The 26,360-nt window shown below is 37.0% G+C and carries 23 protein-coding genes and 1 other RNA gene; 19 read left to right on the top strand and 5 right to left on the bottom strand.

Annotation, left to right across the window (positions count from 1 at the left end):
- Positions 1 to 32 precede the first annotated feature (32 nt).
- The 4 genes from pstA to gshB all read right to left on the bottom strand — a co-directional run bounded on the left by pstA (position 33) and on the right by gshB (position 4,981).
- Positions 33 to 1,322 (bottom strand): phosphate ABC transporter permease PstA, encoded by a 1,290-nt coding sequence (gene pstA, locus ACFIKH_RS03250; protein WP_375626802.1) that lies wholly within the window; start codon positions 1,320 to 1,322, stop codon positions 33 to 35.
- Positions 1,319 to 2,779 (bottom strand): phosphate ABC transporter permease subunit PstC, encoded by a 1,461-nt coding sequence (pstC, locus tag ACFIKH_RS03245; protein ID WP_375651808.1) that lies wholly within the window; start codon positions 2,777 to 2,779, stop codon positions 1,319 to 1,321. Before pstC ends, pstA begins: the two co-directional genes overlap by 4 nt.
- A 74-nt stretch (positions 2,780 to 2,853) precedes the next feature.
- Positions 2,854 to 3,900 (bottom strand): substrate-binding domain-containing protein, encoded by a 1,047-nt coding sequence (locus ACFIKH_RS03240; RefSeq protein ID WP_375626798.1) that lies wholly within the window; start codon positions 3,898 to 3,900, stop codon positions 2,854 to 2,856.
- Between the two features lie 142 nt (positions 3,901 to 4,042).
- Entirely contained in the window at positions 4,043 to 4,981 is a 939-nt protein-coding gene (gshB, locus tag ACFIKH_RS03235; protein WP_375626796.1) for a glutathione synthase, read from the bottom strand.
- An 87-nt stretch (positions 4,982 to 5,068) separates the two neighbouring features.
- On the opposite strand from gshB, the gene ACFIKH_RS03230 reads away from it, so the two are divergent.
- On the top strand, positions 5,069 to 5,863 hold the full coding sequence (locus tag ACFIKH_RS03230) for a molybdopterin-synthase adenylyltransferase MoeB (protein ID WP_375626794.1): 795 nt from the start codon (positions 5,069 to 5,071) through the stop codon (positions 5,861 to 5,863).
- A gap of 936 nt (positions 5,864 to 6,799) precedes the next feature.
- Here ACFIKH_RS03230 and ACFIKH_RS03225 read toward each other — a convergent pair.
- The gene (locus ACFIKH_RS03225; RefSeq protein ID WP_375648542.1) at positions 6,800 to 7,363 is read right to left on the bottom strand and encodes a c-type cytochrome; all 564 of its coding nucleotides are present in this window, start codon (positions 7,361 to 7,363) and stop codon (positions 6,800 to 6,802) included.
- A gap of 104 nt (positions 7,364 to 7,467) precedes the next feature.
- Between ACFIKH_RS03225 and ACFIKH_RS03220 the strand changes: the two genes are divergently transcribed.
- From ACFIKH_RS03220 to ACFIKH_RS03135, 18 genes are all read left to right on the top strand, one after another.
- On the top strand, positions 7,468 to 8,199 hold the full coding sequence (locus tag ACFIKH_RS03220) for a 3-deoxy-manno-octulosonate cytidylyltransferase (RefSeq protein WP_375670976.1): 732 nt from the start codon (positions 7,468 to 7,470) through the stop codon (positions 8,197 to 8,199).
- A complete protein-coding gene (locus ACFIKH_RS03215) occupies positions 8,196 to 9,059 on the top strand; it encodes a prephenate dehydratase (RefSeq protein WP_273787808.1) in 864 nt (287 codons plus the stop codon). Before ACFIKH_RS03220 ends, ACFIKH_RS03215 begins: the two co-directional genes overlap by 4 nt.
- Before the next feature lie 537 nt (positions 9,060 to 9,596).
- Positions 9,597 to 10,004 (top strand): hypothetical protein, encoded by a 408-nt coding sequence (locus ACFIKH_RS03210; protein WP_375670262.1) that lies wholly within the window; start codon positions 9,597 to 9,599, stop codon positions 10,002 to 10,004.
- A 1,472-nt stretch (positions 10,005 to 11,476) separates the two neighbouring features.
- Positions 11,477 to 11,574, top strand: an RNA gene (ffs, locus tag ACFIKH_RS03205) — signal recognition particle sRNA small type.
- A 223-nt stretch (positions 11,575 to 11,797) separates the two neighbouring features.
- A complete protein-coding gene (locus ACFIKH_RS03200; RefSeq protein WP_375653785.1) occupies positions 11,798 to 13,738 on the top strand; it encodes a DNA polymerase III subunit gamma/tau in 1,941 nt (646 codons plus the stop codon).
- A 14-nt stretch (positions 13,739 to 13,752) separates the two neighbouring features.
- On the top strand, positions 13,753 to 14,076 hold the full coding sequence (locus ACFIKH_RS03195) for a YbaB/EbfC family nucleoid-associated protein (protein WP_375653783.1): 324 nt from the start codon (positions 13,753 to 13,755) through the stop codon (positions 14,074 to 14,076).
- A gap of 30 nt (positions 14,077 to 14,106) precedes the next feature.
- Entirely contained in the window at positions 14,107 to 14,712 is a 606-nt protein-coding gene (recR, locus tag ACFIKH_RS03190) for a recombination mediator RecR (RefSeq protein WP_375626777.1), read from the top strand.
- Between the two features lie 68 nt (positions 14,713 to 14,780).
- Positions 14,781 to 15,809, top strand: a complete 1,029-nt coding sequence (locus tag ACFIKH_RS03185) for a YeiH family protein (RefSeq protein ID WP_375626774.1) — start codon at positions 14,781 to 14,783, stop codon at positions 15,807 to 15,809.
- 725 nt (positions 15,810 to 16,534) lie between these two features.
- Positions 16,535 to 17,221 (top strand): tRNA (adenosine(37)-N6)-threonylcarbamoyltransferase complex dimerization subunit type 1 TsaB, encoded by a 687-nt coding sequence (gene tsaB / locus ACFIKH_RS03180; protein ID WP_375626772.1) that lies wholly within the window; start codon positions 16,535 to 16,537, stop codon positions 17,219 to 17,221.
- Positions 17,221 to 17,703 (top strand): ribosomal protein S18-alanine N-acetyltransferase, encoded by a 483-nt coding sequence (gene rimI, locus ACFIKH_RS03175; RefSeq protein WP_375626770.1) that lies wholly within the window; start codon positions 17,221 to 17,223, stop codon positions 17,701 to 17,703. The genes tsaB and rimI overlap by 1 nt, the downstream gene beginning before the upstream one ends.
- 40 nt (positions 17,704 to 17,743) lie before the next feature.
- Positions 17,744 to 19,120, top strand: coding sequence for a tRNA (N6-isopentenyl adenosine(37)-C2)-methylthiotransferase MiaB (gene miaB / locus ACFIKH_RS03170; RefSeq protein WP_375626768.1), 1,377 nt, complete (start codon positions 17,744 to 17,746; stop codon positions 19,118 to 19,120).
- Positions 19,121 to 19,278: 158 nt separating this feature from the next.
- Positions 19,279 to 20,403, top strand: a complete 1,125-nt coding sequence (locus ACFIKH_RS03165) for a PhoH family protein (protein WP_375626873.1) — start codon at positions 19,279 to 19,281, stop codon at positions 20,401 to 20,403.
- The gene (gene ybeY, locus ACFIKH_RS03160) at positions 20,400 to 20,891 is read left to right on the top strand and encodes an rRNA maturation RNase YbeY (protein ID WP_375625647.1); all 492 of its coding nucleotides are present in this window, start codon (positions 20,400 to 20,402) and stop codon (positions 20,889 to 20,891) included. Before ACFIKH_RS03165 ends, ybeY begins: the two co-directional genes overlap by 4 nt.
- Positions 20,892 to 20,976: 85 nt before the next feature.
- Positions 20,977 to 22,002, top strand: a complete 1,026-nt coding sequence (locus tag ACFIKH_RS03155) for a hemolysin family protein (RefSeq protein WP_375625645.1) — start codon at positions 20,977 to 20,979, stop codon at positions 22,000 to 22,002.
- Positions 21,965 to 23,599 (top strand): apolipoprotein N-acyltransferase, encoded by a 1,635-nt coding sequence (gene lnt, locus ACFIKH_RS03150; protein WP_375625643.1) that lies wholly within the window; start codon positions 21,965 to 21,967, stop codon positions 23,597 to 23,599. The genes ACFIKH_RS03155 and lnt overlap by 38 nt, the downstream gene beginning before the upstream one ends.
- Before the next feature lie 148 nt (positions 23,600 to 23,747).
- Complete coding sequence (locus ACFIKH_RS03145) at positions 23,748 to 24,161, top strand: helix-turn-helix transcriptional regulator (protein WP_330168649.1); 414 nt, start codon at positions 23,748 to 23,750, stop codon at positions 24,159 to 24,161.
- A 130-nt stretch (positions 24,162 to 24,291) separates the two neighbouring features.
- On the top strand, positions 24,292 to 25,560 hold the full coding sequence (gene metK / locus ACFIKH_RS03140; RefSeq protein WP_375625641.1) for a methionine adenosyltransferase: 1,269 nt from the start codon (positions 24,292 to 24,294) through the stop codon (positions 25,558 to 25,560).
- A complete protein-coding gene (locus ACFIKH_RS03135) occupies positions 25,557 to 26,258 on the top strand; it encodes a tRNA (guanine(46)-N(7))-methyltransferase TrmB (protein ID WP_375626763.1) in 702 nt (233 codons plus the stop codon). Before metK ends, ACFIKH_RS03135 begins: the two co-directional genes overlap by 4 nt.
- Positions 26,259 to 26,360 lie beyond the last annotated feature (102 nt).

The following is a 26,360-nucleotide window of genomic DNA, read 5'->3' as shown; positions in this document are numbered from 1 at the left end:
AAAATCTTATCAAAGCTGTTGTTTTATTAAAATTACTGGCGGCGTTCAAATCGTCGACGTAAAAAAACCGCAGAAATATTCATGATCGCAAGAAAAATCATTAATACAATAATAGCACCTGATGTCTTTTCAACAAAAGCACGCTCTGCTTCACCCGCCCACATAAAAATTTGAACAGGCAAAGCCGTTGCTGGATCCATAGGGGTCGTAGGAATATTAACAACAAAAGCAACCATTCCAATCAAAAGCAAAGGAGCTGTTTCACCCAAAGCCTGAGCGACTCCAATAATTGTGCCTGTCAAAATACCAGGCGCAGCTAAAGGAACAACATGATGAAAAATCATTTGTGTTTTTGATGCTCCCAGTCCTAAAGCTGCTGCACGAATAGAGAGAGGAACAGCACGCAGAGCAGAACGTGTTGCAATAATGATCGTAGGAAGAGTCATGAGCGCTAAAACAAGACCACCAACAAAAGAAGCTGAACGTGGTAATCCTAAAAAATTAACAAAAAAAGAGAGTCCTAAAAGACCAAACACAATTGAAGGAACAGCTGCAAGATTATTGATATTAACCTCTATAAAATCTGTAAATTTATTTTTGCGTGCATATTCTTCCAAATAAAGAGCCGTTGCTATGCCTATCGGGAGTGAAACTAATAAAACGATGCCTATCATATAAAGAGAACCAATGATCGCAACACCTAATCCCGCAGTCTCAGGACGACTTGAAGCGCCAAATGTAAAAAAACCAATATTAAATGTTTTATAAAGCGTACCATCATGCGCTAAACGCTTTATCCATTCTACTTGTCGATTAGAAACTTTACGGTTTTTTTCTGCTACACGCAGATCAATCTGTCCCTTATAAGCAGAATCAATATCCGCAGATGCCAAAACTTTAACTTTTTGCATCGTGCCAATCAGTTTTGGATTCTTTGTCACCATTTCACGCAGTTGAACGCGAACACTATTTGAAAACATACGATTAACTTCCCGAAGAGAGGCTCGATCATTTTGATCTATATTAAGTTTCTTTGCTAAAGCATTGCGTACAAGAAGTGGATAATTCGCCGTCATGAGTACTCGCGGTTTTGTTTTATGTTGACCACTTGGATCAATGATCTTTTCATCCAAATAAATCGATAATGTCATTTCACTTTGAAAAAAAGCTGTATAACCCTGACCAATGATAGACCATAAAAGCGTAAATAAAAAAAACAAACCAATAGAAATGGCAATCAAACCATAGGCACGAAAACGACGTTCAGCCCAATACCGACGCTTGAGGCTAATATTGCGACGAGGGAAAAAATCTTCATTCATTCATATTGTTCCCGATATTTACGCACAATATAAAGAGCCAGAATGTTCATCAAAAGTGTCATAACAAAGAGCGTCATTCCTAAGGCAAAAGCCACCAGAGTTTGTGGAGAATTAAACTCAAAGTCACCGGTCAATTGATTAACAATCTTTACAGTCATCGTAGTCATTGCTTCGAAAGGATTGAGTGTTAAGTTTGCTGCAACACCTGCCGCCAAAACCACAATCATTGTTTCTCCAATTGCACGCGATGCCGTCAACAAAATGGCCCCCATAATCCCTGGAAGCGCTGCTGGTATAACAACTTTTTTAATTGTTTCAGATTGCGTTGCGCCTAAACCATAAGAACCTTCACGTAAAATGCGTGGAACAGCCGTAATAACATCATCCGATAAAGAGGAAACAAAAGGTATCAACATAATTCCCATCACAACTCCAGCAGTCAAAACACTTTGTGCCATAATAAAACCACCCCCATCTGAGAGAGACGCAGAGAGATCACGTAAAAATGGTCCTACAACCTTCAAAGCAAAAAAACCATAAACAATGGTTGGGATGCCAGCAAGAACTTCCAACAATGGTTTTACAATTGCTCGCAATCGCGCAGAAGCATACTCAGCCATATAAAGAGCTGAAAATAGTCCTATAGGTACAGCAAAAAGCATGGCGACAAATGCAATATAAAGCGTACCAGCAAGAAGCGGTATTAAACCAAATTGTCCTACTTCATCGCTTGAGCCACTCGCGGAAAAACGCGGATCCCAAACAGTTCCTAAAAAGAAATTTGAAAAGGATACAGACTGAAAAAAGCTCACTGTCTGAAAAAGCATAGAAAGCGCAATGGCTATTGTTGTCAAAACTGCAACAATAGATGCACAAATTAATCCAATAATAATAAAAGATTCAACCTTATTGCGCGCACGCTGATGAGGCGCAATTTGCATCATTCCACAGATAAAACCAAAGAATGCAATAGCAAAAAGGAAACCATAACCTATAAACTTAAGCTTTTCAGAAGAGAATACCCACGACCGGGCTATTTTGAACACATCATCTGATGCTTCATGAGATACAATCAATCCCTTCGCGAGTAATTGTGCCTGCACTTCCTTATAGGAAGCGGTAGAAAGATTCCCCTCAAAGCGATGAATCATTTTGACGAGACTTCGAAGTGTCTCCCAAAGTAGATCATGATTTACAGACTCTGTTACATGCGCACTATACGCCCCAAGCTCTCGAGAGGCATTATATTCTAAATAAATTGTACTCCCAGCATCCCAAACAATTAAAAAAATAAAAGCTGGAATAACAGTAATCAAAAATGTCCACCAGCCATAATAATACGCACGAGAATGCATCTTATGTTGTCTGTATTCAAGAATGCGTGCTCGCATATAAGAAATACAAAAGCCACAAAATCCAAAAATCAATAACAGCAAAATAATAAAGGAAATGCGCATTTTATCTTTCAGTTTTTATAAAAAATAGCACCCAAGTTTCCTATTCCAGAAATCCAACAAATTTTCCCTGCAAATTATTTCAATGTCATTACTCGACCAGCAGAAAAATCAGAACGCTGCGCTTGACGCTCCTTTTCAGGAGAAACAATCAAACCATATTCAGCCAAAGGACCCTCTGGACCAATCATCTGATCAGAAAGAAAAAAGTCAACATACTCTCGCAAACCTGAAATAATACCTAAATGTGCTTTCTTAATATAGAAAAAAAGCGGACGAGAAACTGGATATTGTCCGCTAGAAATCGTCTCAACTGTTGGCGCAAAACCGTTAATATCGGCAACCTTTAGCCTATCAGCATTATTTTGATAAAAAGACAAACCAAAAATACCAACCCCTGTTTTATTAGAAGTTAGACGCGCAAATGTTTCAGAATAATCACCATCAATATCAACCGCTTTTCCATCCTTACGTATCGCAATACAAGCAGTGTGTATCTCCTTATCATCCATTCCTAAAGACTTCATCACCTCAACTGCCCCACTCTCTTTACACCCCTCAGTAAGTAATTTTTCCTCAAAAACTTCACGCGTCCCATGCTTCTCTCCAGGAATATACGCTGCTATCGTCCAATCAGGAAGAGCACTATTAACTGCACTCCATTTCAAAACATTATTCGGTTGCAACTTTCCGTCTATAATAATTCGAGCAGCAAGAGCTTTATAAACATCTACTGGCTTTAACTTCCAATCAGGACCCTTAATATCTGTTGCAAAAACAATACCATCATACCCAATACGTATTTCCTCAACATCTTTTACACCAGCATCAAAACAAGACTGTAATTCACTCGGCTTCATTGCTCGCGAAGCATTGACAATATCAACGGTGTTCTCCCCAATACCACGGCAGAATTCCTTAATACCAGCTCCTGTTCCACCTGATTCGATAACAGGAACCTTAAAATGGGGATAAATTTCTCCAAATGTCTCAGCAACAATCTTTTGATAAGGTAAAACTGTAGATGAACCAGTAATCTGTATTTGATCGCGCGCATTGCCTCCATTTGCTGACAGCAGTAGCGCAAAAATCAATCCCACTCCAATTGATAATACTCTGCTCATCTATAAACTCCCTAAAAATTGAGGACACAGCCTCTTAATTTATATCATACGGTCATTCTAGTTCACATTTGCAACATAACAAATATAAAAAACAACATGGATCATTTTTTTAAAACCATGTTTTTGTCCTCTGTCAAATAAATTAATTTGAACGCTTGAACTCAATAACATCCCAAAACAAATGAGCAACATCTGTACCGCAGAAGCGTTTAATTTCACGAATTCCTGTAGGAGACGTCACATTAATTTCTGTTATATAATCTCCGATCACATCAATCCCCACAAAAAGAAGACCACGTTCCTTTAAGGCTGGAGCAATACGTTCACAAATCTCATAATCACGTTTTGTTAACTCAACATTTTCCGCGCGACCTCCAACATGCATATTAGAGCGCACATCTGTTTTTGTCGGAATTCGATTAATAGCTCCAACGGGTGTACCATCAAGCAAAATAATCCTTTTATCTCCTTTTCGTACTGCCTCTAAATAGCGCTGAACAATAAAAGGTTCATGATAAATTTCTGCAAACATTTCCAACAATGATGCTAAATTGCGATCATCTTGTTTTAAATAAAAAACACCAGCGCCCCCATTTCCATAAAGTGGTTTAACAATAATATCGCCAAATGTCTCTCTAAAAGCTGTTATTTCTTCAATATCTTTGGTAATTAATGTTTCTGGCATCAGATCAGAAAATTCAGTAACAAAAATTTTTTCTGGGCTATTGCGTACCCATGCTGGATCATTCACAACGAGTGTTTTAGGATGAATACGTTCTAACAAATGAGTCGTCGTGATATAATTGAGATCAAAAGGTGGATCTTGGCGTAAAAGAACCACATCCATATCTGTTAATTCCGTGCGAGCAGGCTTTTCTAATTGATAGTGGCTTCCCTCTTTATCACGCACAATCAATGGCTCTAGTCGTGCAATCACACAACCATCACACAGAGATAAACGATCTGGTGTATAATGGAAGAGAGAATGTCCACGTTCTTGTGCTGCTAAAGCGAGTGCAAATGTCGTATCTCCTTGAATCCGAACTGTTGAAATATGATCCATCTGAATGGCAATTTTCATAAATAAATCCTCCCTATCCTAAAAGCAGACTGGTCTATGCACCATAAACTTAGTAAACAATAAAAGAACTATGACAAGAGAAAATTTATGACACAAGAAACAGATACAAAATTAAACAACAAAGAAATCGAACGCTATGCACGCCACATCATTTTGCCTGAGATTGGTGGTGCAGGGCAACAAAAGCTAAAAAAAGCACGTGTTCTTGTTGTGGGCGCTGGTGGTCTTGGTGCTCCTGTCTTAACCTATTTGGCTGCCGCAGGTGTTGGAACCATTGGAATTGTCGATAACGACATCGTTTCACTTTCCAATTTACAACGCCAAGTTATTCATAAAACAAATGCAATAAACAAAAGAAAAACAGACAGTGCTGAAACCACTATAAAAGCAATAAATCCTCATGTTGTAGTTGAAAAACACACCCTACGCTTAGATAAAAGTAATGTGGATAAACTGCTCAATGCTTACCACATCATTGTTGATGGAAGTGATAATTTTACGACACGCTATCTTCTTGCTGATCACGCTGCCCAATGCAAAAAACCTTTAATAAGTGGTTCTGTAGAACGTTTTAATGGCTCATTAACCGTCCTTATGCCATATAAAGACAATAATCCTCACTATCGCGATTTATTTCCCACGCCTCCGGCTCACGGAACTATCCCAACATGCGCTGAAACTGGAATCATCGGTGTTTTACCTGGCGTTATTGGGACCCTACAAGCAATGGAAGTTATTAAAATGATCACAAATATTGGTGAACCCTTAGTGGGAAAAATTCTTCTCTACAATGGATTATTAGCGCAATTTAATATTATTACTTATAAACGCTCAAATTATAAGAAAAATGCCATAGTTATTAAGAAACTTGGGGAATCATGATTATGTCTCCTCCCGCATTAATTTTTAGCACTCTCGCAATATGTCGCAATATGTATTGAAATACTGATGTTTTATCGTAAGTCATCGAAACACTGTAACCAATGGAAACTATTAAATTTCTCACAAATATGGAAGACCTTTTGTGAAAAAATAATTCTCTATAATAGCTTATCAGCAATAGCTTATCAGCATAATTTCATGTCATCGTCTATAAATGAACAGAGACTCGTGCAAACTTAGCTGCCATCAGTATTCTTGTGTAAAAAATTTTCGAAGTAGATAAAAATATAATCAGCAGAACTCTATTCAACTATTTTACTATTCACACATAAAAATTGCTTCCAATTTGCTTCACATGAAAGTGCTTACTTCATACCATAACCTATAAACAAATAATCTAAATCATATTTTAGTTATCGATACTATAAAAGGTCAATGATCTGTCCCTACACCTCTAACCTCAAGAGAAAACGTCTATTCATCAAGCATCATAAAAAGCAGCTTAGGATTATTGCACGTATAAGAATAATCAATTGTCTCTGTTCGCAAGAAAAGTACATAGGGATTGATGTGTATAGAAGGATTGAGATAAACCTCGTGGAGAGCTTTAATTACATAATTATTGCATTCAGAAGCAGAAAGCTGCAGCTCATGAATTGATAATCCTTCAGCAATAATTTCACAGACAAGTATATGTAGAAAAAGTGAAGCACACAAATCTTGAAAACCAATCTACAGATGACAGCGTAAAGAGTGCATTTTTATAAAAGATCTCTTTAAAATAAGCGAGTCAATATGCAACGTTAAATGTATTCTGTTTTGCGTGAGGGGCGTTCCCCCTAACAAAACATCAATAAGAACTCTTTTGATAAAACAGTGAAACTAAAATTACAAAAAAATCAGACATCTTTCTAAAATTAACATTTATGGTATAAGTTAATTTAGCTCTTTTGCTTTATTATTATCCATTGGTAAAGGAACAGGATGATCGGATAAACTGCGTAAATAAAGCAAAAGATCGGCACGATCTTGGTCATTTTTAATTCCACGAAAAGACATAATGGTCCCAGGAAAAGCTTCACGTGGAGAATGTAGATAACGATCTAACGTTACAAAATCCCATTTTTGATCAGAATGAGCACGCAATGCCCGTGAATAAGCAAAACCTGCTGCTGATGCCAAAGGGCGGTTAACAATCTCCCAAAGAACTGGACCAACACGCCCTGCTTCATTGCGTCCAGAAGTATGGCATATGGCACATTGGCGAAAAAGTTTACGGCCATTTTCAAAATTGCCTTGTTGAAGACGGCTATTTAGTGATAGGGAAACATCAGGTGCTTTTTGTTTTTCTTGAAATGTATCATTCTTGGCAACTGTATAATAGTATTGGACTGATGTAGGATGATCGTAAATTATATTACTGAGTGTGGAAATCCCCACAATAATAACCAGAACACATAAACAAGCACAAATAAAATAAATAAATCTCGGGCGATTCATAAAAACTCAAATGTTCACGGTTTCATTACCATTTTTAGTTTAAGCTTTTTCTTTATAACACACAACATCATAAATGCATCACAGATGACATTTGGAATCTTACAATGGCTCTTGAACCAATTATTCTTATTCCTGCTCGTATAGGCTCAACCCGTCTTCCTCGAAAAGCTCTCGCTGAAATTGGCGGAAAGCCGATGATTGTTCATGTCGCAGAACAAGCCAAAAAAGCTGCAATAGGGCGTACGATCATTGCAACAGATCATAATGATATCGCTAGAGCTGTTGCAGATTATGGGCATGAATGTATCATAACACAAGGTGATCATAAGTCTGGATCTGATCGTATTTATGAAGCTTTAATGCGTATTGATCCGAAACAACGTTACAATACCATTTTAAATATACAAGGTGACTTACCAACAATAATGCCTCGTGAAATCATTCATGCGCTACGCCCTTTAGAAAATAGCTTTACTGATATTGCAACCTTGGGTGCTCGAATCATTGAAGAAAATGAAAAAAGAGATCCCAATGTCGTCAAAATCATTGGTACACCTCTTTCTCAAAATCGCCTTCGTGCTCTTTATTTTACGCGTACCACAGCACCTTATGGAGATGGTCCTCTTTATCATCATATTGGAATATACGCTTATCGGCGCGAAGCACTTGAGAAATTTGTATCATTCAAACCCTCTACACTTGAGCAACGTGAAAAACTTGAACAATTACGTGCATTAGAAAACAATATGCGTATCGATGTGGAAATAGTCGATACAATTCCCTTAGGTGTAGACACACAACATGATCTCGATAGAGTTTGTGAGATTTTAGCATGAAAATACTTAAAAAAACCAATAAAATTTCTTTCCAAGGAGAATACGGCGCTAATTCCCATATTGCTTGCTCCAATATGTTCCCCAATATGGATGCTGTTCCCTCTGCTACTTTTGAAGACGCGCTTAATTTAGTGGAAAGTGGGAAAGCTGATCTTGCTATGATCCCTATTGAAAATACTCTTGCAGGACGCGTTGCAGATATTCATCATCTTTTACCGCAATCATCTCTTTATATTATTGATGAATATTTTTTACCTATCCATTTTCAATTAATGGTTTTGCCCGGCGTTACATATGACGAAATTAAAACCGTCCACAGCCATACGCATGCCCTTGCACAATGCCGAAAAATCATACGAAACAACGGTTGGAAACCTGTTGTTTCTACAGACACTGCTGGAGCTGCAAAATTTATTAAAAAAAATGCTAAACGCTCACAGGCTGCCTTAGCACCTTTAATCGCAGCAGAACTCTATGGACTTGATATTCTTGAAAGAGATGTTGAAGATAACCCTCATAATATTACCCGTTTTGTCATCCTTTCACGCTCCAAACGACATGTCCCCAAACCTAAAAATGGCGAAAAAATCATCACCAGTCTTCTTTTTCGAGTGCGCAATGTCCCAGCTGCTCTCTATAAAGCTATGGGAGGATTTGCAACGAATGGTATCAATATGACAAAATTAGAAAGCTATCAAATTGGTGGAAATTTCAATGCAACACAATTCTTTGTTGATATTGAAGGACATCCTGAAGACCCGATGATGAAACTTGCCTTAGAAGAATTATCTTTCTTTTCTGCAGAACTGCGTATTATCGGTACTTATCCAGCACAAAACGATCGAACATCGTATATATAAAAGCAATTAAACTGCCATCATTCTTTGCTGATATCAAAGAGCATCGTAAAAATTTCATGATGCGACGCATCTTGGAAGAGCTCGTTTTTTTCTACTCAACACCCTTCATAAAAACTGAAGAAGAAAAAACGGTTCATAAAAGAATATATAAATTATTTCCATAATACTTTTTCACAAATTATATCATGATAAAAAGCAATTCAACTTGTATAAAAACCAATGTAAAAAACACAGTAACCAAAAATAAAAACACTTGTACCATATATTTCCCTTTATATATTATAGAGAGGTTCTTGAAACAAGTCATTTCTTCTGATAGTTTATGCCAATAAAGATAACGAACTTCTAATTAACTCTCAAAACAATTCAAATTATTATACATGATAGAACATTCAAATTTATTAGAATGATATTAGTCTGAACATGGTTTAAAGCTAGAAAATACAACTCAAACCTGCTTTTAGCATTAAGTTTGAACTTTCATCTTTATAAAAACTGATTTATGATTCATCTCACTTTAGAAAAAAGGAAAGGATAATGAAAAAAATCTTCGCGCAAGGATTATTAGCCGCAAATATTCTCGCCTACTCTAGTGTTGCATTTGCTGGCTTTGGTGAGAAAAAATGGAATTTTGCGCTGGATGAAAGTGTTGTGATCACCCCATCCGATATTGTCCATCAAGGAGTTGAATACTCTTGTAGTATCTTTAAACCGAATAAAGTATCCTTCACTTTATCATACTCTACCCCTTCTGATCTAAACAAATTGAGAATTGTTGTTGATGATGAAAAAAAAATAACCCATGATAAAGAAAAAAAGGTCTTTACACTAAAAAATATAAAATCTCTTCATATAAGTTTTCCTTCGTCAGGACATTATATTTTTAAAAATATTACGAAGAAAAAAGTTGTTGGAACCAATTGTGACACAGGAGATTATGATTAATAATATTTCTGTAACATCTAAATTTGAGTAGATTTATTTTTTTCAGTTATTTTTTCAAAATACAGCATAATGAGCTATTAAAACTAATCGCCGAAGAGGTATTTTTATACTAATATGGAAAACCTTAAGCTGCTCAGAACGTTAGATATTAAAGGACTTTTGCAAAAACTAAAAGACTAAACTTAAATTGTTCTGGATTTTCTACTATCAGAGCTATTTTTTAATAAGAATATGACTTCTATCTTCGTAGCTGCTTCATTTTAAGTGCTATGAAGCACATCTTACCCAAATCACTTAGATAAACAGATTTGAAACTATAAAATGTCGCTTATATCGAATAAGAACCATTTTTACGCTTATAAAACCAGTACCCCCTTATTTCTATAGCGCTGAATGTTGCATCTTCTCTTGTATGAGCACAGTCACTTAAAAAATATATGAAACCTTTTCTCAAATGATGAAAATTCATATATTGATCCATCTTGTGATAAACATCGATGTTTTTTAATTAAAAGAACAAGCACGCAAAGAGCGATAACATCTACTCAGTATTTATATTCGTATATGTTAAAAGAAAAAATATTACGTATTTGATATTCTCATTCACTATAGAAATCAGGTGGTGGTCTTATAAGCTATTTAAGATATTGACTTATCATTATAAGACTTTGATTTTTTTATACTGAATTACAACCACGAATAAAGTAAGATCCTCCCATCTTAAATCTTCATATTAAATCAATTAAAATCGTTTCCTTGAAAGTTACAAATGGAGGTGGTGTGTGAGTAAAAACGATTAAAAAAGAATAAAAAAGCTTCTTATAAAGCCTCTCAAGTGCAAGGGATCGCAATATTGGGAATTGTTAATAGTATGAGAGCTCAAATTTATACTTTTATTAAGCATAAAGAGGATAGTGCACAATGGATTTACACCTCAAGGGAAATATGTATACTATTTACGAGCGGGGTTTGAAATATCGTTAAGAGTACTGAGCAATAGCTCTTTAAAAAGCATGTAAATGAACAACATTAAGTTGTTCTGTTTGAGATGTTCTGTTTTGTGTGAGAGGAGCAACATCATTAAAGCAATATTTGCTAATTATTTAAATAGCACTCTTCCCCCTAACTTTCGAATGTTAGCCAATTACATGATCTATCTACTTTATTTGCTTCTTTGACTGTTGTAAATTTTTGATGATTCAATTTCGTAGTTTTAGAACAGACATATCTATCCTAAAACTCTTACATATTTCAGCGAATGAGAATAATTATACATTCAGATTATCTTAAGCGAAAAATATTTTCATACCAAATAAATATGAAGAGCTACTGCTATGAAAACTGATAAATCCATAATCTCTTTGTTGTTTATATGTCAATAAATTAAACGCAAAGGAAAATTCTTCGTCGTTCTTAGGATATTTTTCGTTTCTGAGCTTGATTTTTCATTCCAAATCGACAATATGAACTTGGGAGGTTGGTGGTGGACGAACTGCTCGCCAACTGGGTCAGGTCTGGAAAGAAGCAGCCCCAACGAGTTCTGGTACGGGTCATCGTGCCAACCTCCTATTTTTCTGAAGAAATTATTTTTTATGCTGTCTTTTAGCGAGGTATTTTTAATCTTCAGAGCGGCATTTGTATGCAGCAAATAAAGGGGTTTGGTTATTTTTTAACAAATTGTCCCATAAATAATTTGATTAAGAAAAAATCCTTTTATATGAAACTACAGTATTGATCTATGCTTTTGTGTTATCAAGATGTACGCATAAAGAACTTCGAAGTTGGAAATATTCATGGAAAATGTACCGGTAGAAACAGCCTATCGTGTTCTTGCTCGTAAATATCGACCCCAAAACTTCTCTGACCTTATTGGTCAGGAAGCTATGGTGCGTACTCTCACCAACGCCTTTGAAAAAGGTCGTATTGCACAAGCGTGGATGTTAACAGGGATTCGTGGCGTAGGTAAAACCACAACAGCACGTATTTTGGCACGTGCGCTTAATTATAAAACAAAAGATATTGACCAACCGACAACCGTATTAGACTCTCTTGGTGAACATTGCACACAAATTATCGAAGGACGCCATATTGATGTTATAGAAATGGATGCCGCTTCTCATACGGGCATTGATGATATTCGTGAAATTATTGAACAAATACGCTATCGTCCTGTTTCTGCACGTTATAAGGTTTATATTATCGATGAAGTACATATGCTCTCAACACAAGCCTTTAATGGTTTATTGAAAACTCTTGAAGAACCACCGTCCCATGTGAAATTTATTTTTGCCACAACAGAAATTCGCAAAGTTCCTATTACAATCCTTTCGCGTTGCCAACGTTTTGATTTGCGGCGTATTGAATCAAAAGCTTTGAGTGCACATTTGCGCCAAATTGCGAAATATGAAAAGGTAGAAGTAGAAGATCAAGCACTCTCTATGATTGCCCGTGCTGCAGAAGGATCTGCACGTGATGCATTATCCATTTTTGATCAAGCGATTGCCCATAGCAATGGCAATGTTAATGCCATTGCGGTGCGTACAATGTTAGGATTAGCGGATCAAGCACGTATTATTGATCTTTTTGAATTTATCATGAAGGGCGATGTTGTTAATGCATTACATGAATTACGCAGTCAATATGAGGCAGGTGCTGATCCTCTTACTGTATTGACAGAACTAGCCGATTTTAATCATCTGGTTACACGTTTACGTTTTACACCAGAAATAGTGGAAGATTTCTCACTGACTGAAGAACAACGTTTAAGAAGCTTAAACTTTTCAAAAAAACTTTCCGTTCCTGTTTTATCCCGAAACTGGCAAATGTTACTCAAAGGTTTGCAGGAAGTTAATCAAACTGCACGTCCGCTTCAAGCCGCTGAAATGCTTTTAATTCGTCTTGCTCACACGGCTGAGTTACCAACTCTTGATGAAGCTTTAAAAAAGCTTACGCAAGAAAAAACATCTCTCACATTGGTTAAAAACTCTTCTCATCAAGAATCTACAAATACAAATAATATAACAAAAGAAACAATGGTCGAAGCCTATGCTTCCTCGAGCGTTTCAAATACATTACCAGATCAATCAGATTTAAAAACATCCTTGAAAAACCAATTAGATCATTCCTTAAAACAGGAAAATTTAGTTAGAAATCGAAACCCTGACAAAATCAACGCCCAAGAAATAACAGAAACTCTTGAAACTTCTCAATCTATTGATCTTTCTGAAAAGAGTGCAAATTTATCGCATTCTGTCACGCAAACAACGGAAAAGATTACTCAACCTAAAACTCTAGTGATTAATTCTTTGCACGATATTGTTCAATTAGCCGAACAGCATAATGATGCTCCTTTCAAACTCCTTATTAAAGAATTTGTTCATCCTGTTTCTTTTGAAGCTGGGCATATTACCTTAAGACTTTCTGAAAATACCCCTCAATTTCTTGCTCATGATATAGAAAAAAAGATATCTCAATGGACTGAAAAACGCTGGACAATAACTTTTGTTAATGAAGGAGGTGGCCCAACCTTACAGGAGGAAAGTATAGCGATTCAAAAGACTCTTTTTTCCAATGCAGAAACAGATCCAGATATCGCGAAAATCCTCAACCATTTTCCAGAAGCAAAAATTGTCGATATTCGACTCAATAAAGAAGAAAATGATCTTGATTTACTCCCCAATACCTTTAAAAATGCTGATATTTTAAAAAATAAAAATGATATCAATGATGAATAAGGATACCTATTCCTATGCGTGAAATGATGAGCATGATGAAAAAAGCCAAAGAAATGCAAGAAAAAATGCAGAAGATTCAGGAAGAAATAGCTAATCTGCAAGCTACCGGCACTGCAGGGGGGGGGCTCGTCAATATCACTTTAAATGGCAAAAATATTATAACAGCAATTCAAATTGATCCTTCATTACTCAACCCTGAGGAAGCTGAAATTCTCGAAGATCTCATTATGGCAGCTTATAATGAAGCAAGAACAAAAATCGAAATTGCAATAGAAGAAAAAACCAAAAGTATAACGGCAGGGTTACCGCTCCCTTCAGCTTTCAAGCTTCCATTTTAATGAAACGGATCTTTTTCTTGGGACAAAAATATGTCTAAATACATTGCAGGACCTGAGATTGAACGTCTCATTCAGATTTTATCACGTATACCAGGTCTTGGTCCACGTTCAGCGCGTCGTGCTGCGCTTCATCTTATCAAAAAAAAAGAGACATTGCTGGAGCCTTTAGGAGCAGCTATACAAGCAGCTATAGAAAAAGTTGGCATTTGTTCTGTTTGTGGAAATGTCGATACCATTGATCCTTGTTCAATTTGTACAGATCCTCGCCGCGATGATACAACAATTATCGTTGTTGAAGATATTGCTGATCTGTGGGCTCTTGAGCGCGCAAAAACTTTAGCCGCACGTTACCATGTATTGGGTGGACGACTCTCCCCCTTAGATGGAATAGGTCCTGACGAACTCAACATTGCCACCTTAATACAACGTGTTGTACAAAACCCTATTAGGGAGATTATTCTTGCTGTCAATGCGACTGTCGAAGGTCAAACAACTGCTCACTATATCACCGATCAGCTTTCCAATTTTTCAGTTAAAATTACGCGACTTGCTCATGGTGTTCCTGTAGGAGGCGAACTTGATTATCTTGATGATGGAACTTTAGCAGCAGCTGTACAAGCACGAACAAATCTTTAAAACTCGCTTCTAATGCCCATTGTCTCTTCTTACTTGTTATTTTTTTCTTTTTATGAGGGAATATTAAAATGTCAAAGAAAAAACTTTCCCTTGTGAATAATTTTGGTCCAGGTATTCTATTATGCCTGCTCATATCTGCCTTAGCTTATGGTTTAGAAGTGATAGAAAAACTGTTTTCCGCAGAAGCATGGCTTGAAAGCCTTGTTTTGGCAATTCTCTTAGGATCCATTACTCGTAGCTGTTTTAATCTGCCAAAATATTTCCAAAAAGGTATAACCTTTTGTGCAAAAACGCTTCTTGAAATTGCTATTGTTCTTTTAGGGGCAAGCATTAGCATCCATGCTGTTCTTTCAGCCGGTTGGAATTTGCTTGCAAGCATCGTATTCGTTATATTTATAACCATCCTCATTAGTTTTGTTATAGGCAGACTTTTTGGACTTTCTGCCAATTTAGCAATGCTAGTCGCTTGTGGTAATGCCATTTGTGGCAATTCAGCTATCGTTGCAACTGCCCCTGTCATCCATGCTAAACATGAAGATGTAGCGGCAGCAATTGCTTTTACCGCTCTTTTAGGGGTTCTTATTATTTTATTTCTCCCTTTTTTACACCCACTTTTGAATTTATCATTTAACCAATATGGTGTGCTTGCAGGAATGGTTGTTTATGCTGTACCACAAGTCTTAGCAGCAACAGCGCCAATATCTTTCGTAAGCGTTCAAATTGCAACAATTGTCAAATTGGTGCGGGTTTTAATGTTGGGCCCTGTTATTTTTATCCTATCCATCATCTATCGTCGATCAGCACAAACACATTTTCGTCTACACACTCTCGTCCCATGGTTTATCATTGGCTTTATTATCATGATGCTTGTTCGCTCAAGTGGTCTTATCCCTGAAAAGGCTATCAATCCAATCAAACTTATTGCTCAACTGTTCACGGTCATTTCAATGGCAGCTTTAGGATTAGGTGTTGATATCCGCTCATTAAAAAAAGCAGGATGGCGCGTTATTTTAGCTTCAACTTCCTCCATACTCCTTCTTGGCGCTTGTAGCCTTATCATGATAGGATTAATTGATCTGAACCATATAACATTTTGAAATATGCATTTATTATTTTTTTCAACAGAGCATGCAATCAATTCAAAGGCTCACTAAGTATTAAAAGCAGTTTTTTATAAAACCAGCAAAAGTTCTAAAAAACTGCTCATTATTCTATACAAAAAATTGAAAGAGCTGTTATGTTAAGTGAAGACTATCAGAATTACTTTTTCAATTAGCTTTTCAGTCCATAATGATTTGCAATGACGTAGTATCAAATACGTAACTCATGTAAAACAATGCCATTTCTTTCATCTTCTCATTACGCTGAAGTTTTTATACAAAGACTGATAAAATATGCTCTTGTTTGGAAAAAATATGGGGTCATGGCTTTCCCCCTTTTAAATTACTTTTACTTACTATGTAATATAAGTGGCATCGTCGTACTATTTGATAGCTTAAAATGTTGTGACAATCCTTACATTTAAACGATTCGTAAAAGGAGTTTTTATTCACACCCTAATTTCGCTTGTAATTTACAAGCTAATAACTTTAATTGTTTTGCCATAAGTATATTTGAGATAAGAGAATCTTACAATATTCAAGGTACTCATTCAAAAAGTGATAACAAATAGGGATTAAATCAACATCTCGTTCTATCCCATAAAAAGATATTGTTGCTTATTGGCACTAGTAACTCTCTTATAAATGAAATATACGATAATAAAAAGATTAAAAATACAGCAGGACTTTTGTTTATCATTTTATTCGACTAAAATATTTTTATGCTTATCCTTGCTATAGATACTGCTTCAATTTATTGTGCTGTTGCGCTCATTCATCATAAATCTGTTATTGCGCGTATCAATGAGCGCATGAACAAAGGACATGCTGAAAAACTTATTGGGCAGATTACACAAATAATGACACAAGCCAATATGACGCTTGATCAAGTTGAGCGTATTGCTGTCAATATTGGACCTGGATCATTTACTGGTGTACGTGTCGGTGTTGCAACAGCGCGCGCTTTGGCATTAGCACTTGAAATACCTGCTGTTGGAGTGAGTGCTCTTGAAGCGTTAGCAGCACAAGTAATAAACAGTAAAAGTACAGCATCAGCAATTACTGTTGTCATTGAAGCAGGGAGAGAGATGTTCTACCATCAAAATTTTCATAATGATCTCACACCTTTAGGAGCGCCGGGATTAAAAACAATTGAAAATATCCTCGAAGATTTGCCAAAAAAAACCCGACTGACTGGCCCAGCTGCTGATGCCGTTGTGGAGCATATTAAAAGCCATAAAATAAACGAAAAAATTGTCCTAGAAAAAATCCCCTGCGAAGCGGCTGATATTGTAAACTATGCTTATCTTGCTGCAAACAAACAATCAAAAAATTCGCCTCGCCCACTCTATCTACGCAGCGCTGATGCAAAACAACAAACCAATTTTGCTTTACCACAAAAAAAATAATGCCCAAATTTTCATTGACAAAAAAGATTTTTGGAATTGCTCCGCTACAAGTTAATGATAGTGCTCCTCTTCATCAAATTCATCAACATTGTTTTACCCCGTCTTGGGGAAAAGAAGCTTTTGATAATTTCTTAACAGATCACTCTATCTTCGGATACAAAGTTTTTCTCATCGATCGCTCTGATCAAATTTTAGGCTTTTGCCTATGCCGTCTCATCCTTGATGAAGCAGAAATTATCACGATTGCTGTTCACCCTCATTATCGTCAACAAGGAATTGGTACCTTTCTGATCGAAAGAACAGTTCACCATCTTCACGACAAAGGCGCTATAAAATTATTCTTGGAAGTAGAAGCCACAAACCTTTCTGCTTTGAACCTTTATCAACGCTTTGAATTTCAAAAAATTTCTGAACGTCTTGCCTACTACCCGTCAAAAAATGGTCGTGGTGATGCAATTATCATGCAAAAAACTTTTAAGTAAATAGATTGAGATTTGTGTAAAAAACATTTACACATGCACCATGAATAAAGTAAATCCTAAAAATACACCTCCTGTTGCTCCGAAAAAGGTTTTTATCAAAACCTATGGATGTCAAATGAATGTTTATGATAGCCAACGGATGACTGATAGCCTCAGTTCGCAAGGCTATGTAACAACACAATTTCCCAATGATGCCGATCTTATTCTTGTTAATACCTGTCATATTCGTGAAAAAGCAGCAGAAAAACTTTATTCTGATCTCGGTCGTTTGCGCGTTATGCGTCAAGAGCGCACACCTGATAAACCCCTGATGGTTGGTGTAACGGGTTGCGTTGCACAAGCTGAGGGAAGTGAGATCTTGCGCCGTGCTCCAACAGTGGATCTTGTTATTGGTCCGCAAATGTATCATCGCTTGCCAGAATTGTTAGAGAAGGCCAAACAAGGAAAAAAAATTATCGAAACAGACTATGCTGTTGAAGATAAATTTGCTCATTTGCCACCCCATAATAAACATGCAGTAAGAAAACGAGGTGTTAGCGCATTTTTAACAGTACAGGAAGGTTGCGATAAATTTTGCACTTTTTGTGTTGTGCCCTATACACGCGGTGCCGAAATATCACGATCCGTTGAGCAAATTACTGAAGAAGCCCTTCAACTCATCGAAGCGGGTGTCAAAGAAATTACACTGCTTGGACAAAATGTCAATGGTTGGCATGGACAAAGTGCTGATGGCAAAACTTGGCGTCTTGGCGATCTTCTTTATCATCTTGCAAAACTCGATGGTTTAAAGCGTTTGCGTTACACAACCAGCCACCCACGTGATATGGATGATAGCCTTATTGCCGCGCATCGAGATCTTGATATGTTAATGCCTTACCTCCATCTTCCTGTTCAATCAGGTTCAGATCGCATCTTAAAAGCTATGAACCGCCAACACAAAAGCTCTCATTATCTTCATCTTATCGAAAAAATTCGAACCGCACGGCCAGACATTGCCTTTTCAGGCGATTTCATTGTAGGATTTCCAGGAGAAACAGATGAAGACTTTGAAGAAACCATTAAACTTATTCAACAAGTACAGTACAGTTCAGCTTATTCTTTTAAATATTCTCCCCGTCCTGGAACAGTGGGAGCCACAATGAAAAATTATGTTGATGAATCTGTAAAAGATGCCCGCCTTCAACAGTTACAAGTCCTTCTCCTTGAACAACAAAATGCGTTTTTGCGTTCTAAAATTGGTCAAAAAACTAACGTTCTCATCGAAAAACCTGGACGTCACTCAGGGCAAATGGTAGGACGTTCCCCTTGGCTTTTACCTGTTGTCGTAGATACAGAAGCCTCTACAGGTAGCGTAATAGAAATTCATATTAAAAATGCAAGCTCAAACAGTTTTGTTGGTGAAATGACAAATAGATAAACATACCTCTAAAACCTTGTTCACAATAAATATTTTGGAAAACTCTTTTATTTTAAAAGAAAATGATTACATCTAAAACGTGCACTTTTCTAAAAAATTGTCTTTTATAAAATTTACTTAACAAAACGTGCAATATTTATGTAGATATGGAGAATAGGCTGAAAGCTTCAACCGAAAAAATAAAGCGTATTAAAGAAAAAGTAAATATGTCCCTTGAAAAGGCTGATAACTTGAAACAAACAAGCGCTTCAGATCCGAGCCAAGTTGTTTTGATTTTCGAAAATAATAAATATGCAAAAGCAGTTTTTGGTAAATTTGACGAAAATCTCGCTTATATCGAAAAAAAACTTGAACTTAGTATTCATCCGCGTGGTAATGAAGTCTTAATCCGTGGAAGTATTTCTGTTATAAAACGTGCGCAATATGTATTGCAGCAACTTTATGAACGTGCCCAAACACATCAAGAGCTCACTTTATCAGATATAAAAGGAGCACTTGCTATGGCAAATATACCAAAGAAGCAGAAAGAAGACACAATAACATACAAATCTGCAACGAAACGTATACCAGCACGGTTGAGTACCCATAAAAAAATAATTCATGCAAGAACTCCAACACAAGATGCTTACATACGCGCTATGGAGCATACTGAGCTTGTATTTGGTGTAGGACCAGCAGGAACAGGCAAAACGTATCTTGCTGTTGCTCATGCTGCAATGCTTCTAGAACGTGGTATCATTGAGCGAATTATTCTCTCACGTCCGGCTGTTGAAGCTGGAGAACATCTTGGTTTTCTTCCCGGTGATCTCAAAGAAAAAGTCGACCCATATTTACGACCACTTTATGATGCTCTTTATGATATGATGCCCGCTGAAAAAATAGAACGCATTTTAGCTTCTGGTGTCATAGAAATTGCTCCTCTTGCCTTTATGCGCGGACGAACACTTGCCCATGCTGCTGTTATTCTTGATGAGGCACAAAATACTACGCCCATGCAAATGAAGATGTTCCTCACACGTCTTGGTGAAGGAACACGTATGATTGTTACCGGTGACGTAAGCCAAATTGATTTGCCTACAGGGCAAAAATCAGGTCTCATTGAAGCAATTCGCATTCTTTCAAATGTAGAAAATATTGCAATTGTACATTTTGATGAAGAAGATGTTATACGCCATCCACTTGTTGCTGCTATCGTTCGTGCTTATGATCGTGATTCCGAAATACAAAATAAAAAAAAATCATTCGCATGCGATGCATTAAAAAATGAATTTGATTCATCATGATTATTATTGATATAATGGTCAAAAGCGCAGGGTGGAATGATGAGAAAATGCTTTATAATATCACTGAAAAAGCATTAATGACGACTATGCATCATGTTTCATTGGAAAATGTTGTAAGCGAGATTAGCCTGCTTTTTACGGATGATAAACATATGGCACAAATCAATGCACAATGGCGCAACAAAAACAAATCTACTAATGTATTATCCTTTCCTGCTTTTCCACTTAAAGCTGGAAATCCTCCTGGTCCCATGCTCGGTGATATTATTATTGCGCGAGAGACTGTTGTTCTCGAAGCAGAAAAACAAGGAAAAACATTTCAAGACCATTTAACGCATATGATTGTTCATGGTATCTTGCATCTGCTTGGCTATGACCATGAAACTGATAATGAAGCATATCAAATGGAAAAGCTCGAAAGAGAAATTCTGCAAAAGCTTTCCATAAAAGATCCTTACGCTGAATTGTCTATAAATGATAAAATTTAACTTTTAAAATCAATATTACGAGCATACCATTCAAAGCCTCTCATTCACCTAATTATAAAAAGAAAGTTTAGAAGATTTCAAAACCATGACAAACAAAACAAATGCACAAAATAATAGTCAAACATCTTCTAATAATGAAAAAAAAACCTCTCAACAGACGAATCATACAGAAAAATATTCTCTGATGAATCATTTGTTTTCATTTTTACGGGGTCGTAATTGTGTGTCTACATCACTGCGCGATGATCTTACCGTTGCACTCACGACTGACAATAAAAAAGACACTGCCCTCTTCTCACCTGAAGAACGTACTATGTTGCATAATATTTTACGCTTACGTGAAGCACGCGTGGATGATGTTATGATACCACGTTCTGAAATCGAAGCACTGGAAATAAACACTTCACTTGGAGAAACCCTTAAATGCTTCGCAAAAATTGGTCATTCTCGCTTACCTGTTTATGCTGAAACTTTAGATGATCCGCGTGGCATGATTCATATCCGCGATATTCTTAACTATATGACTCGCTTTATTGTCAGCCCAACAAAAACCGAACAGAAATCCGATTTGCTTCAATTAAACCATACAGACTTACATACCCCAATCGGTGAATTGGATCTGATCCGAACTGTTCTCTTTGTTCCAAGTTCCATGCTTGCAAGCAAATTATTAACACGAATGCAAACTACACGAACTCAAATGGCTTTAGTTATTGATGAACATGGGGGAACAGATGGTCTCGTTTCAATGGAGGATATTGTTGAATTGGTTGTTGGTGATATCGAAGATGAACATGATAATGTCGACAATGCTATCGTACGTGAACCAAACAATAAATGGCTCGTTGATGCAAGAACTGAACTAGAAGATGTGGAGAAAGCTCTTGGTCCTGATTTTATCGTAGGGGAATATGGTGATGATGTTGATACGATTGGTGGTTTGATCGTCTCCATTCTTGATCGCATTCCTGCCAAAGGTGAAATTGTCGAAGCTGTACCTGGTTATAGATTTCGTATTTTAGAAGCTGATAAACGCCGGATTAAGCGATTGCGTATTTTTCGCATTCCAAAAAATGAGAATCTTGAGAACAATGTCATCCCTAAAGAATAGTCCAGCGTTTTTAAACAATTTTATCGTTTTTTTGTCCTCTGTTACCGGTTGGAAGCGCCAAGCATGGATATTTCTCTGTGGTGCTCTTACTTCTTTTGCACTTCCACCCTTTTATTTGACACCTCTTTGCTTTTTAACTTTCCCTCTCTTTATTGTTTTGCTGGACTCAATACGGGACGCAAAAAACAATAAAAAACATTTTTTTACTTACGCTTTAAGCTGTGGAACCTTTGGTTTTAGTTATTTTATTTGCGGACTTTGGTGGCTATGCAATGCTTTGTTAACAGATCCAGATTCTTTTGGTTGGGCAGTCCCATTAGCCATTTTAGTTCCTCCACTCTACCTTTCTCTTTATTGGTTTTTTTCTGGTTTCATTGTCGGTTTATTATGGACAAAAGGAATAGCACGCTTTTTTGTTTTAGCCTTTGCATTAGGATTGTCCGAGTGGTTGCGTGCGTTTTTATTCACAGGATTTCCATGGAATGCTCTTGGCTATACAGCCATGCCAACCCCAATGTTCATGCAATCTGATGCAATCGTGGGACTTTACGGAATGAATATTCTTGCTGTCTTAGCCTACAGTTTGCCAACTGTTTTATTAACAAATGAAAAAAAGAAAGTGGCACTCTCTCTTTGCTTATCACTTATATTCATTCACAGTGGTTTTGGGTTTTATCGTCTTCATACTATAGAAAACACAGCTAAAAATCAAAAAAGTTCTTATTGGGTGCGCATTGTTCAACCTTCCATCCAACAAAATATAAAATTGCGTGATAATACACGAGAAGCTATGTTGGAAGCGCATATGAATCTAAGTGCAATGCCAACAACCGATCAAAATTCAGAACCCGATTTTATCGTATGGCCCGAAGCTTCCGTTCCTTACCTTCTCTATGATAACTCATCTATCACAATGCGCATTGCCTCTCTTTTAAAACCTAAACAATGGGCTATTATCGGAGCAATACGAGCCAGCAATGATCTACCTCATTCCCAAACACAATATTTTAATACAATTGCAGTCATTAATGCTCAAGGTAATATTTTAAATACTTCCGATAAACTTCATTTGGTTCCTTTTGGTGAATATCTTCCTTATCAGAATTTATTGAAAAAAATTGGATTGCGTACCCTTGCCGATAATATTGGTGGATATAGTGCTGCAAGTGTGCGCAAAATTGTTACAATGCCAAACGGATTTTCTTATCTACCCTTGATTTGTTATGAAGCAATATTTCCTCATGAAATGACTTTTAAAGGCTCCCCGCCTCAAGCAATTATTAATATTACAAATGATGCATGGTTTGGTGTAACACCAGGACCCTATCAACATCTTCAACAAGCACAACTTCGTGCCGTTGAACTCGGAATCCCCCTCATACGAGCAGCCAATAACGGAATATCAGCTGTTATTGATTCTTATGGACGAATCGTTGTAGCTCTTCAACAAAATGCTGTGGGCATTATTGATTCACAAGTTCCATCATCCATTACCCCTATAGGAAGCAATGAATACAGAACTTTCTCTACTTTTATCTTATTCATCCTTATGCTATTGTGTCGTGTTGGTTTTGGTTCTACAAAACAGCTTAAATGATTCAAGTGCCCTTTGTACGGTATTATGTTGCGTTTACCAGTAATATTGGGAAAAAATATTACATATTATTTTAATTATATGATAAATCAGCTGCGCATAAATATGATGTTGGTTTAGAATAAAAGTGCTGGAAATAAAGAGTTGCATTATGACCGAAACTAGAAAAAAACCTGACCCTATAGATATCTATGTTGGAACTCGTATCCGCTTACGTCGTAATATTTTAGGACTCACTCAAGAGAAACTAGGTGAAAAATTAGGAATTACTTTTCAGCAAATCCAAAAATATGAAAAAGGAACAAACCGTATTGGTGCCAGTCGTCTTCAAGCGATAGCGGAAATTATGGATGTTCCTGTTTCTTACTTTTTTGATAAAGGTATTACCTCCCAACAAGTAGAGGGTTTTGCTGAAAATGATCACAATTTTATAGACTTTTGTTCTAGCAGCGAAGGGATTCAGCTCATGCGCGCTTTTACAAATATATCTGATGCTAAAGTGCGTCGAAAAATTATTGATTTGGCAAAAGCACTTTCTGAGGAAGATTTGACAAATAAGCTATAAATTTAAATTATATCTTTTCTCTTTTATTCATATAAATTTTCATTGACGATTTGCTGTAGAATTAGCAAATCGTGACAACTTTAGTAAGCAATTAATTAAATCGTTGATTTTCTTTTTTGAAGGAGTTCCTATGCCGCATCAAGATTATCTTTTTACGAGCGAATCGGTATCGGAAGGACATCCTGATAAAATTTGTGATCGTATTTCCGATGAAATCGTTGATATGATCTATAAAGAAGCTGAAAAGACTGGTACTGATCCATGGTTAATACGCGTTGCCTGTGAAACTCTCGTCAGTGTCAACCGTGTTGTTATCGCTGGTGAAGTGCGTGTCCCCGATACGCTATTAAAAAAAGATAAAAATAAAGAATTTATCTATGATGAAACTGGCTTTCCACTCATTAATCCTACGCGTTTTCGTACAGCAGCGCGCCGTGCTATTCGGACCATTGGCTATGAACAAGCAGGATTCCATTGGAAAACTGTTAAAATTGATGTTCTTTTGCGCCCTCAATCAGCTGACATAGCAAGAGGGGTTGATAATGCTACGGATCGGCATGGTGAAGAAGGAGCAGGTGATCAAGGCATCATGTTTGGATATGCTTGCCGTGAAACACCTGATTTCATGCCTGCGCCAATTTATTATGCGCATAAAATTCTCAAACTTCTTGCCGCAGCCCGTCATAAAGGAGAGGGAGAAGCTGGAAAATTAGGACCAGATGCTAAAAGCCAAATAACCATACGCTATAAAAATGGAAAACCGATAGAGGTCACATCCATTGTTCTTTCAACTCAGCACCTCGATGAAAGCTGGGATTCCAACAAGGTACGTACAGTGGTTGAACCTTACATTCGTCAAGCTTTACATGACATTCCCATTGCAGCTCAATGCAGTTGGTATATTAACCCAACAGGAAAATTTGTCATTGGTGGTCCTCAAAGCGATGCCGGATTAACAGGACGCAAAATTATTGTGGATACTTATGGAGGCGCAGCACCCCATGGAGGCGGTGCTTTTTCAGGAAAAGATACAACAAAAGTTGATCGTTCTGCAGCCTATGCGGCACGCTATCTGGCTAAAAATATTGTTGCGGCTCATTTAGCAGAGCGATGCACCATTCAACTCTCTTATGCAATTGGTATTGCACAACCTTTATCTATTTATCTTAATCTTCATGGAACAGGAAAAGTCGATGAAAAAGTTATTGAAGCAGCCATTCGCAAAATAATGGACCTTTCACCTACCGGCATTCGAAAACATCTTGACCTCAATAAACCTATTTATGCGAAAACAGCTGCCTATGGTCATTTTGGGCGAAAACCAAAACACGATGGTTCGTTTTCATGGGAAAAAACTGATCTCGTGAAAACGCTTCAAACAATGATCCAAATTCCATGATTAAATATAATACACGCAAGAGTGAAGCATTTTTTGGACGCCGACAAGGAAAACGATTACGAAACTGTCAGCTTATCCGTATAAAAACGCTTCTCCCAACTCTTAACATTGATTTAAATGTCCCTCCTCCCTCAAACCTTACATCCTTATTTTCAAGCAAAGTAAGAGAAATTCGACTTGAAATCGGCTTTGGTGGAGGTGAACATTTACTTCATGAAATGGAATATTTTCCACAAACCGGTTTTATTGGCATCGAGCCCTTCATTAATGGCATGGCAAAAATGTTAATGTCTCTTGAACAGCATGCACAGCATCAAAATCATCTCCGACTCTATGATGATGATGCTACACGCCTCCTTGATTGGCTCCCAAATGCATCACTCGATGGAATAGACCTTTTCTACCCTGATCCATGGCCTAAAAAAAAGCATTGGAAACGACGCTTCATCAACATAAAAAATCTTAATCGTTTTGCGCGCGTTCTTAAAACAGGCAAAAAATTCCGCTTTGCTAGCGATATAGACAGTTATGTAAACTGGACTTTGTACCATTGTGCACAACATGATCACTTTGAATGGAAAGCAGAAAGCCCTCAAGACTGGAAACTCCCTTATCCACTATGGAAAGGAACCCGCTATGAAGCAAAAGCTTTACGCGAAGGACGAACACCTGCCTATCTTACCTTTATCAAGAAATAAATGATCAAGCGCTTTTCTCATAAACAACTTGAAAAATTTTGAATTTAAGAGTATCAATAGTTAAATTCTTGGTCTTATGATGAAGGGTGGGCCGTTGGACCC

The sequence above is a fragment of the Bartonella sp. SD1336NMGDW genome, assembly GCF_042193565.1.
Taxonomy (GTDB): Bacteria; Pseudomonadota; Alphaproteobacteria; order Rhizobiales; family Rhizobiaceae; genus Bartonella; species Bartonella grahamii.
The sequence above is the reverse complement of the archived record's forward strand: the minus strand, read 5'-3'. Positions and strand labels throughout refer to the sequence as shown.

What these genes read in the sequence shown, in the direction of transcription:
- miaB (WP_375626768.1), top strand. Translation starts at nt 17,744, where the DNA reads ATGAATAAAGTAAATCCTAAAAATACACCTCCTGTTGCTCCGAAAAAG.
- lnt (WP_375625643.1), top strand. Translation starts at nt 21,965, where the DNA reads ATGAGAATCTTGAGAACAATGTCATCCCTAAAGAATAGTCCAGCGTTT.
- ybeY (WP_375625647.1), top strand. Translation starts at nt 20,400, where the DNA reads ATGATTATTATTGATATAATGGTCAAAAGCGCAGGGTGGAATGATGAG.
- gshB (WP_375626796.1), bottom strand. Translation starts at nt 4,981, where the DNA reads ATGAAAATTGCCATTCAGATGGATCATATTTCAACAGTTCGGATTCAA.
- ACFIKH_RS03200 (WP_375653785.1), top strand. Translation starts at nt 11,798, where the DNA reads ATGGAAAATGTACCGGTAGAAACAGCCTATCGTGTTCTTGCTCGTAAA.
- ACFIKH_RS03240 (WP_375626798.1), bottom strand. Translation starts at nt 3,900, where the DNA reads ATGAGCAGAGTATTATCAATTGGAGTGGGATTGATTTTTGCGCTACTG.
- ACFIKH_RS03215 (WP_273787808.1), top strand. Translation starts at nt 8,196, where the DNA reads ATGAAAATACTTAAAAAAACCAATAAAATTTCTTTCCAAGGAGAATAC.
- pstA (WP_375626802.1), bottom strand. Translation starts at nt 1,322, where the DNA reads ATGAATGAAGATTTTTTCCCTCGTCGCAATATTAGCCTCAAGCGTCGG.
- ACFIKH_RS03195 (WP_375653783.1), top strand. Translation starts at nt 13,753, where the DNA reads ATGCGTGAAATGATGAGCATGATGAAAAAAGCCAAAGAAATGCAAGAA.
- tsaB (WP_375626772.1), top strand. Translation starts at nt 16,535, where the DNA reads ATGCTTATCCTTGCTATAGATACTGCTTCAATTTATTGTGCTGTTGCG.
- ACFIKH_RS03145 (WP_330168649.1), top strand. Translation starts at nt 23,748, where the DNA reads ATGACCGAAACTAGAAAAAAACCTGACCCTATAGATATCTATGTTGGA.
- pstC (WP_375651808.1), bottom strand. Translation starts at nt 2,779, where the DNA reads ATGCGCATTTCCTTTATTATTTTGCTGTTATTGATTTTTGGATTTTGT.
- ACFIKH_RS03220 (WP_375670976.1), top strand. Translation starts at nt 7,468, where the DNA reads ATGGCTCTTGAACCAATTATTCTTATTCCTGCTCGTATAGGCTCAACC.
- rimI (WP_375626770.1), top strand. Translation starts at nt 17,221, where the DNA reads ATGCCCAAATTTTCATTGACAAAAAAGATTTTTGGAATTGCTCCGCTA.
- recR (WP_375626777.1), top strand. Translation starts at nt 14,107, where the DNA reads ATGTCTAAATACATTGCAGGACCTGAGATTGAACGTCTCATTCAGATT.
- ACFIKH_RS03225 (WP_375648542.1), bottom strand. Translation starts at nt 7,363, where the DNA reads ATGAATCGCCCGAGATTTATTTATTTTATTTGTGCTTGTTTATGTGTT.
- metK (WP_375625641.1), top strand. Translation starts at nt 24,292, where the DNA reads ATGCCGCATCAAGATTATCTTTTTACGAGCGAATCGGTATCGGAAGGA.
- ACFIKH_RS03185 (WP_375626774.1), top strand. Translation starts at nt 14,781, where the DNA reads ATGTCAAAGAAAAAACTTTCCCTTGTGAATAATTTTGGTCCAGGTATT.
- ACFIKH_RS03155 (WP_375625645.1), top strand. Translation starts at nt 20,977, where the DNA reads ATGACAAACAAAACAAATGCACAAAATAATAGTCAAACATCTTCTAAT.
- ACFIKH_RS03135 (WP_375626763.1), top strand. Translation starts at nt 25,557, where the DNA reads ATGATTAAATATAATACACGCAAGAGTGAAGCATTTTTTGGACGCCGA.
- ACFIKH_RS03210 (WP_375670262.1), top strand. Translation starts at nt 9,597, where the DNA reads ATGAAAAAAATCTTCGCGCAAGGATTATTAGCCGCAAATATTCTCGCC.
- ACFIKH_RS03230 (WP_375626794.1), top strand. Translation starts at nt 5,069, where the DNA reads ATGACACAAGAAACAGATACAAAATTAAACAACAAAGAAATCGAACGC.